The organism is Kitasatospora sp. NPDC059146 (assembly GCF_042786665.1).
Lineage (GTDB): Bacteria > Actinomycetota > Actinomycetes > Streptomycetales > Streptomycetaceae > Kitasatospora.
Window position 1 is genome coordinate 20,729 of sequence record NZ_JBHZCY010000122.1, and the last position, 7,530, is coordinate 28,258.

A 7,530-nucleotide genomic window follows, 5' to 3' on the forward strand; every position below is an offset into this window, starting at 1 on the left:
TGGCGTTCATCGGGTGGCGTTCATCGGAGTTCGTTCATCGGACGGCGCCCGTCGGAGTGCCTTGAGGACTTGTTCCGCGGCCCGCTCGCCGCTCGCCAGGGCGCCCTGCACCCAGGGCAGCTGCTCACCCGCGACGGTCGCCTCACCGGCGAGGAAGAGGGTGTCGTCGACCGGTTCGGCCCAGCGCCGGGCGGCGTCCTCCAGCCCGGCGCGGGGGGCGGTGAACGCCCCTCCCGCGTAAGGGTCCTGGCCCCAGTCGGCGACCGCGGTGTCCAGGACGGCGGCGCCGGACGTCCAGGGCAGGACGGTGGCGAGCAGGGCGGCCAGGGCCGTGCGGTCGGCGACGGCCGCGCGCAGCGACGCGGCGGCCCCCGCCTTGGCGACCACCAGCACCTCGGGGCGCCCGGCGGCGCAGCGGGTGAAGCCGGTGCGGCCGTCCACGTCGAAGACGATCACGGTGTCGGGCGCGGGCCGGTCCAGGGTGACCACGGCGCAGCAGCCGTCCCCGGCGGGCAGCCCGGCGGCGGCGGCGAGCTTGGCCGCGGGCAGCCCGGCGATGCCTCCGAGGGCGGCCGGGGGGACGGTGAGGACGACGGCGCGGGCGACCGCGCTCCCGGCGTCCGTCCGTACCGTGGCCCGGCCCGGTTCGTACGACAACTCCCGCACCACCGAGCCGAGTCGGACGTCCAGGCCGTCGGCGAGCCGTTCGGGCAGCCGGGCGAAGCCGCCGTCGACGGCGTACTCGCCCTCGCCGGCGGTGTCCCCGCGGTGCGCGGCGGCGACCCCGGCGGCACTGAGCCGCTCCGGGTCGGCGGCCCAGTTCTGCCGGAACCACTCGGTGGCGGCCGCGGCCTCGGCGCCGGTGCTGCCGCACGCGCGCAGCCAACTGCCGACGGACAGGCCGGTGACGCCGGGGGTGCGCCGCAGCGCCGCCTCCAGCAGCCAGGGTGCGCGGCGGCCGGCGCTCAGCGCGCCCATCGACCGCTCGGCGCCGTCCTCGACGATCCGGGCGGTGACCCGGCGCGGGACGGCGCCGGTGCTCCCTGGTCCGAGCAGCTCGTGCACCGGGTTCCGGTCCCCGTGCACGACCTGGGCGCCGAGTTCCAGCGGCGGGCCGCCGTCGGCGGGCCGGAAGGTGTGGATCCGCCCGCCGAGCCGTTCCCGGGCCTCGTGCACCACGACCCGCAGGCCCGCCCGGGACAGCAGTCGGGCGCAGGTGAGGCCGGACGCCCCGGCGCCGACCACGATGACGTCGTAGGTGGTCACAGCGCTGCTCCGAGCTCGATCGGGAGGGCCCGCAGTCGGCGGGGGACGAGGCTCTGGTCCCAGTCCGGGGCGCCGTCCGGGCCGCGCAGGGCCGGGAAGCGGCGGACCAGCCGGGGCAGCAGCAGGGCGGCGGTCTGCCGGACCAGCGGGGCGGCCAGGCAGAAGTGCGGGCCGCCGCCGAAGCCGAGGTGGGGGTTGGGGCTGCGGTCGAGGCGGAGCTCGTCCGGGTCGGCGAAGACCTCCGGGTCGCGGTTGGCGGCGGTGAGCACCGCGAGGACCCGGGCGCCGGGCGGCAGCACGCCGCCGGCCAGTTCGACCCGGTCGGTGGTGACCCGGGCGGTGAACGGGATCGGGGCCTCCAGCCGGAGCAGTTCGTCCACCGCGAGGCGGGCGAGGTCCTCGTCGGCGGCGGCGAGCCGGGCGACGGCCGGGCGGTCGGGCAGCAGCAGGTGCAGCGCGTTGCCGATGAACTCGGCGAGCGGCTGCCAGCCGCCGATCACGGCGAGGTTGAGGACGCCGAGCATCTCGGCGCGGCTGAGCCGGTCGTCGGCGGCCAGGGCGGCCAGCGGGACGTCCCGGTCCCGGACCCGGCCGGTGTGCCCGTCCAGGTAGTGGGTGAGCGCGGTGGCGGCGCTGCGGCCGAGGGCGGCGCGGGCCGGGGGCACCATCGGGTCGAGGTTGACGGAGGCGGCTCGGGCGAGCGCCTCGAAGCGCCGCAGCTCCGCCGCGGGCAGGCCGAACAGCCGCGCGTACACGGCGGTGGCGAGCGGCCGGCCGAGGTCGGCGACGGCGTCCACCCGCCCGCCGGCCGGCAGCCGGTCGAGCAGCGCGTCCACGTCCTCGGCGAGCCCGTCGGCGAGGGAGCGGACGGCCGCCGGCCCCAGGAGCAGCGCCCCCGGGGCCCGGAGCCGCTGGTGGTCCGGCGGGTCGGTGGTGAGCATGGACGGCGGCAGGGCGTCGTCGCGGGCGCGTTCCCGCTGGCCCTGGGCGGCGGAGAAGCGCGGGTCGCGCAGCACCGTCGCGCAGTCGGCGTGCGCGGTGACCAGCCAGAGCCGGGACGCCGGGTCGTGGTGGACCGGGTCGTTGGCCCGGAGCCACCGGTACGCCGGGTGCGGGTTCGCCCGCCCGGCGGGGGCGAACGGGTGGATCAGGTGGTCCGGCAGGCGCACCGGTGCCGTCGTCATGTTCCAGCTCCGAGGGGTCTCAGCGGACCTTGGGTCCGCGCCAGCGGAAGGAGAAGGCGGTCAGCACCAGGCCGGCCAGCGACCAGGCGACCAGGACCATCGCGATGTGGCCCAGTTCCCAGTTCCCGGCGGGCTCCACGGCGGTGAAGGAGTCCGGCAGGAAGACCGAGCGGAAGCCCTGGGCCATCCACTTGACCGGGAAGAACGCCGCCACCGTCTGCATCCAGGCGGGGAGTTGGCCGAACGGGAAGAAGACGCCGGAGATGAACTGCAGCACCATGAAGACCGGGGTGACGATCGCCGCCGCGGACCGGCTGTTGGGGATCAGCGCCGAGTAGGCGGCGCCGGCCATCGCACAGGCGACCGTGCCGAGCGCGAGGTCCCAGCCGAGGGTGAACCAGCGTTCCGGGGTGCTGGGCAGCGGCAGCCCGAACAGGGCCAGCGCGATGCCGATCAGCAGCACGGCCTCCAGCGCGGTGGTGACGATGACCCGCACCAGCTTGCCGACGAAGTACGCCGACTTGGGCATCGGGGTCATCGCGAGCCGGCGGACGGTTCCGGTGTCGCGCTCGATCGCGATGTTGATCGCGAGGCCGGAGAAGGAGGTGCTCATCACGCCGGCGGCGATGATGCCGGCCATGAACACCTGCTTGAGGTCGGTGTCGGTGCCGGCCACCTTCCCGGAGAAGATCGAGCCGAAGACGAACAGCAGGATCACCGGGAACATCAGGGTGAAGACCAGCGACTGCTTGTTCCGGAAGAACGCCCGCAGTTCGACCTTGGAACGGGCCGCGGAGGCCCGCCAGACGCCGGGCATCCGTCCGGCGCGCCGGGCTCCGTCGCGGGCCGGCGCGGCGACGGGGGTCTGGGTGAGGGTCATCGGGTCCCCGTCTCGGAGATCAGCTGGCTGTTGTCCGCGCCGCGGTCGGTGCCGTCGGCGTGCTCCCTGATCAGGTCCAGGTACACGTCCTCCAGGGTCGGCCGGTGCACCCGCAGTTCGGGCAGCTCGCCCACCCCTGCCCGGTGCGCCCACGGGACCAGGGCCGCGAGCAGCGCGGTCGGGGCGTGGGTGCCGATCCTGAGCACGCCGTCCGCGCCCACCGGGGCCGGGTCGGCCCCGGGTGGCAACGACGGCAGCGTGCGGCCGGCCAGCTCCGGCGGAATCCGGAAAGAGACCGTGGTCGGAGTCTGCGTTCGGCCGCCGAACTCGGCCAGCGGCCCGCACTGGACCACCCGGCCGGCGACGATCACCGCGGCGCGCTCGCACAGCGCCTCGGCCTCGTCGAGGTAGTGCGTGGTGAGCACGGTGGTACGACCGCGCTCGGAGAAGTAGCGGACCAGGTCCCAGGCCTCCCGGCGAGCCACCGGGTCCAACCCGGTGGTGGGTTCGTCGAGGAAGATCAGGTCCGGGTCGCCGACGATGCCCACCGCGACGTCGAGCCGACGGGCCTGTCCCCCGGAGAGGTCGGTGCTCTGCTTCTTCTCGTGCTTGCCCAGTCCGACCATGTCGATGACCTGGCCGACCGGGAGCGGGTTCGGGTAGAACGCCGCGAAGTGCTCGACCACCTCACGGACCGTCAGGTCCGAGTAGGCACCGGTGGTCTGCGGGACCACTCCGATCCTGGCGCGCCAGTCGCGCCGGTCCTCGGCCGGGTCGCAGCCGAGGACCCGCACGTCACCGCCGGTTCGCTGGCGGACGCCCTCCAGGATTTCGACGGTCGTCGTCTTGCCCGCGCCGTTCGGCCCGAGCAGGGCGAAGACCTCACCCTGGTGGATGTCCAGATCCAGACCCTGGACCGCGTGCCAGTCGCCGTAGCTCTTGCGAAGGCCGCGGACTGAGACGGGGTGTTCCCCGACGGCAGTCGCCACTGTGGATCGCTCCTTGGTGGGGTGATCAGGTCGGCCTGGTCATCAGGTCGACCGGCCGGGCACCTTGCCCGGCTTGCGGGTTTCCCGGCTGGATCAGGTGCAGCAGCAGCACGGGCAGCAGCAGGAGTTGCCGCCGGCCGCGATGTCCGACAGGTCGCCCTCGCTGAGCTCGGCGGTGTCGATCTGCGGGGTCTCCGGGATGTGGAACTCGTAACGGCCGGTCGCCAGACCGATCTCGTACAGCTCGACCTGCACCTCGAGGTTGCCCTCCTGCTCGCCCTCGGCGGCAGTCTGGACGATGACGATCTCGGCGTCGGCCGGGAGCTCCAGGCCGGCCTCGGCGAGGGCGGCGCGGGCGTCGGTCCGCAGGCGGGCCGCGTACTCCTCGCTCGACCAGGCGCTGATCAGGGCGCGGGTGTAGCCGTTGACGAACTCGGCCCGCTTCCTCTGGTCCAAAGCCATGAGAATTTCCTTTTCTCTGGATTCCGGTTGGTCGTCGGCAGGCCTCGGCACTTCCGTGCTTCCCGGCGCTGCCGACGAATGAAGAATGACACGGCCGCAATGGGCCGCCAAGACCTCACTTCCGGTGCCCGGACTAAGTATTGAGCACGTGCGGCGGGTGCGGTAGATTTCAGGCGTCCCGCGCCCTTGAATACGCATCAGAATACGTATCGACATACGCATCCGAATGCGTACGGGGAATTCAGCGGGAAATACGTACGTATGTGTTCGCCGGGCGCGTACGCATTCCGGAAGTCCCGGGTGAGCACCGAGAGGAAACACGGGGGTGGTCCGCACCGTGCCTACGCACACCGTCCCGCCAGGCCCTGCCGACGACATCGACATGGCGCTGATGAGGGAGTCGCCGCTCGACTTCATCACCGGCCTGGCCCGCACCTACGGCGACGTCACCCGGCACCGCGCCGACGGCGACACCGTCTACCTGCTCAACCGGCCCGAGTACGCCCGACACGTCCTCAAGGACAACGGCGCCAACTACACCAAGGAGGGCACCCCGGACGACGCCATGCTGCGCCCGCTGCTCGGCAACGGGCTGCTGACCAGCAACGGCGCCGACTGGGCCCGCCAACGGCACCTCACCGCGCCCGCGTTCCGCCCCAGCGCCGTCCGCACCTTCGACGGCATCGTCACCGACGCCACCGCGCAGATGCTGGAGCGCTGGCGGCCCGCCGTCGAGGCCGGCACCCCGCTGGAGGTGGACCAGCACCTCACCGCGCTCACCCTCGGCATCCTCACCCACGCCATCCTGGGCGCCGACATCGACGGCATCGGCGAGGGCTTCGCCCGCGCGGTGGACGCCGTCAACCGCTGCATCGGCCACTACGTACCGACCCCGGACCCGGACCCGGCCGACACCGCCCGCCGGTACGCCGACTTCGGCCGCGCCCGGGTGTTCCTCAACACCGTCACCCGCACCCTGATCGCCGCCCGCCGCGCGGGCGGGGGCAGCGCGGGGGCGAGCGGCGACCTGCTGGACACCCTGATGTCCAGCCACCACCTGGTCTCCGACGAGGACCTCCGCGACCAGGTGCTGACCATCGTGATGGCCGGCCACGAGACCACCGCCAAGTCCCTGACCTGGACCCTCCACCTGCTCGACCGCCACCCCGAGGAGCTGGCCAAGGTCCAGGAGGAGGTCGACCGCGTCCTCGGCGGCCGCCCGCCGACCGCCGCCGACCTGGCCGCGCTCCCGGCCTGCCGGCGGGCGATCCAGGAGGCCATGCGGCTCTACCCGCCGGTCTGGCTGATCTCCCGCCGGGCCGTCGGGCCCGACGTCATCGGCGGGTACCACGTCGAGCCCGGCACCCTGGTGTGCGTCAGCCAGTGGGTGCTGCACCGCCACCCCGAGTACTGGGACCGGCCGGACGCGTACCTCCCGGACCGCTTCGACGGCGCCGACCTGCCCAGCCACCTCTACCTGCCGTTCGGCGGCGGCGACCGGATCTGCGTCGGCCAGCACTTCGCGATGCTGGAGGCCGTCCTGGTGCTCGCCTCCCTGCTCCAGTCCGTCCGGCTGGAGCTGGTCGAGGGCTTCCCGGTCGAACCCGAGGCCCTGGTCACCCTCCGCCCCAAGCACGGCATGACGATGATCGCGAGGCCCCGATGAGCACCTCCGTACGACCGGTCGGCGGTTCCTACGACCCCGCCCGCACCACCGGCGGCGGCCTCGCCGCCGAACTCGACCGGCTGGAGGCGCAGGCCGCGCTCTCCTTCCCCGAGGAACTGCGCATCCTGCGCGAACTCGGCCTCCCCTCGGGCCGCACGGTGCTCGAACTCGGCGCCGGGCCGGGCGCGGTGACCCGCCGGCTGCGCGCCGCGCTGCCCGCCGGCACCGAACTGATCGCCGCCGACATCGACGGCGAACTGCTCGCCCACGCGGCCGGCCCCGGGGTGACCCTGCTGGTCGCCGACGGCGCCGACCTGCCGCTGCCGGATGCGAGCGTGGACTTCGTGCTGCTGCGCTACGTCCTCCAGCACGTGCCCGACCCGGTCGCGGTGCTCGCCGAGGTCCGCCGGGTGCTGCGCCCCGGCGGCACCGTCGCCGTCACCGAGGTCGACTCCGCGCTGTGGGGCGCCGCCGAGCCCTCGTACCCCGAACTCGCGGGCGTGCACGCCAAGATGGCCGCCGCCCAGCGGGCCGACGGCGGCGACCGCTCGATCGGGCGCCGGCTCCCCCGGCTGCTGCGCGCGGCCGGCTTCGAACAGCCGGTGCTGCGCCCCTTCGCCACCACCAACGACGACCACCCGACCGACGCCTTCGCCCCGCAGCTCGGCCCGCGGCGCCTGGAGCCGCTGGTCGCCCGGGGCGTCCTCTCACTGGCCGAACTCGCCCTCGCGGCGGACCGCTGGAACCGCTTCCGGTCGGACCCCGACGCCTGGGTGATGCTGCTCGGCCTCACCGCCGCCGCGACCGCACCCGCGGGCCGCGGACCGCAGGAAACCGCCTGACCGCAGGAAACCGCGCACCACACCCCTCCCGGAAACCGGAAAGGACCACCTCCATGCACCCCAAGGTGAAGATCTTCATCACCATCTTCTGCTACATCAGCGCCGTCGCCGGCCTGGTCACCGCCGTGATGGACGCCAGCCACAAGCCCGCCGACACCACCTCCGCGGTGGTCGCCGGCGTGCTCGGGGTCGCCTTCCTGCTGGGCGGCCTGGCGCTGACCCGGAAGCCGCGCTACTGACG

8 protein-coding genes are annotated in these 7,530 nt (G+C 74.0%); 3 read left to right on the top strand and 5 right to left on the bottom strand.

The window, feature by feature from the left end:
- Window positions 1-6: 6 nt before the first annotated feature.
- From ACFXPX_RS35025 to ACFXPX_RS35045, 5 genes are all read right to left on the bottom strand, one after another.
- The gene (locus ACFXPX_RS35025) at window positions 7-1,266 is read right to left on the bottom strand and encodes a flavin monoamine oxidase family protein (RefSeq protein ID WP_380644489.1); all 1,260 of its coding nucleotides are present in this window, start codon (window positions 1,264-1,266) and stop codon (window positions 7-9) included.
- Complete coding sequence (locus ACFXPX_RS35030) at window positions 1,263-2,450, bottom strand: cytochrome P450 (RefSeq protein ID WP_380644490.1); 1,188 nt, start codon at window positions 2,448-2,450, stop codon at window positions 1,263-1,265. The genes ACFXPX_RS35025 and ACFXPX_RS35030 overlap by 4 nt, the downstream gene beginning before the upstream one ends.
- Window positions 2,451-2,469: 19 nt before the next feature.
- Window positions 2,470-3,330, bottom strand: coding sequence for an ABC transporter permease (locus tag ACFXPX_RS35035; RefSeq protein ID WP_375892827.1), 861 nt, complete (start codon window positions 3,328-3,330; stop codon window positions 2,470-2,472).
- On the bottom strand, window positions 3,327-4,319 hold the full coding sequence (locus ACFXPX_RS35040) for an ABC transporter ATP-binding protein (protein WP_380531769.1): 993 nt from the start codon (window positions 4,317-4,319) through the stop codon (window positions 3,327-3,329). Before ACFXPX_RS35040 ends, ACFXPX_RS35035 begins: the two co-directional genes overlap by 4 nt.
- Window positions 4,320-4,412: 93 nt before the next feature.
- A complete protein-coding gene (locus tag ACFXPX_RS35045; RefSeq protein ID WP_223886012.1) occupies window positions 4,413-4,781 on the bottom strand; it encodes a hypothetical protein in 369 nt (122 codons plus the stop codon).
- 337 nt (window positions 4,782-5,118) lie between these two features.
- On the opposite strand from ACFXPX_RS35045, the gene ACFXPX_RS35050 reads away from it, so the two are divergent.
- The 3 genes from ACFXPX_RS35050 to ACFXPX_RS35060 are packed head-to-tail and all read left to right on the top strand — an operon-like array spanning window position 5,119 to window position 7,528.
- Window positions 5,119-6,447 carry a cytochrome P450 gene (locus ACFXPX_RS35050; RefSeq protein ID WP_380644491.1) on the top strand — a complete coding sequence of 443 codons (1,329 nt, stop codon included), beginning with the start codon at window positions 5,119-5,121 and terminating at the stop codon, window positions 6,445-6,447.
- A complete protein-coding gene (locus ACFXPX_RS35055; protein ID WP_375892823.1) occupies window positions 6,444-7,289 on the top strand; it encodes a class I SAM-dependent methyltransferase in 846 nt (281 codons plus the stop codon). Before ACFXPX_RS35050 ends, ACFXPX_RS35055 begins: the two co-directional genes overlap by 4 nt.
- A gap of 53 nt (window positions 7,290-7,342) precedes the next feature.
- Entirely contained in the window at window positions 7,343-7,528 is a 186-nt protein-coding gene (locus tag ACFXPX_RS35060) for a hypothetical protein (RefSeq protein WP_360237855.1), read from the top strand.
- Window positions 7,529-7,530 lie beyond the last annotated feature (2 nt).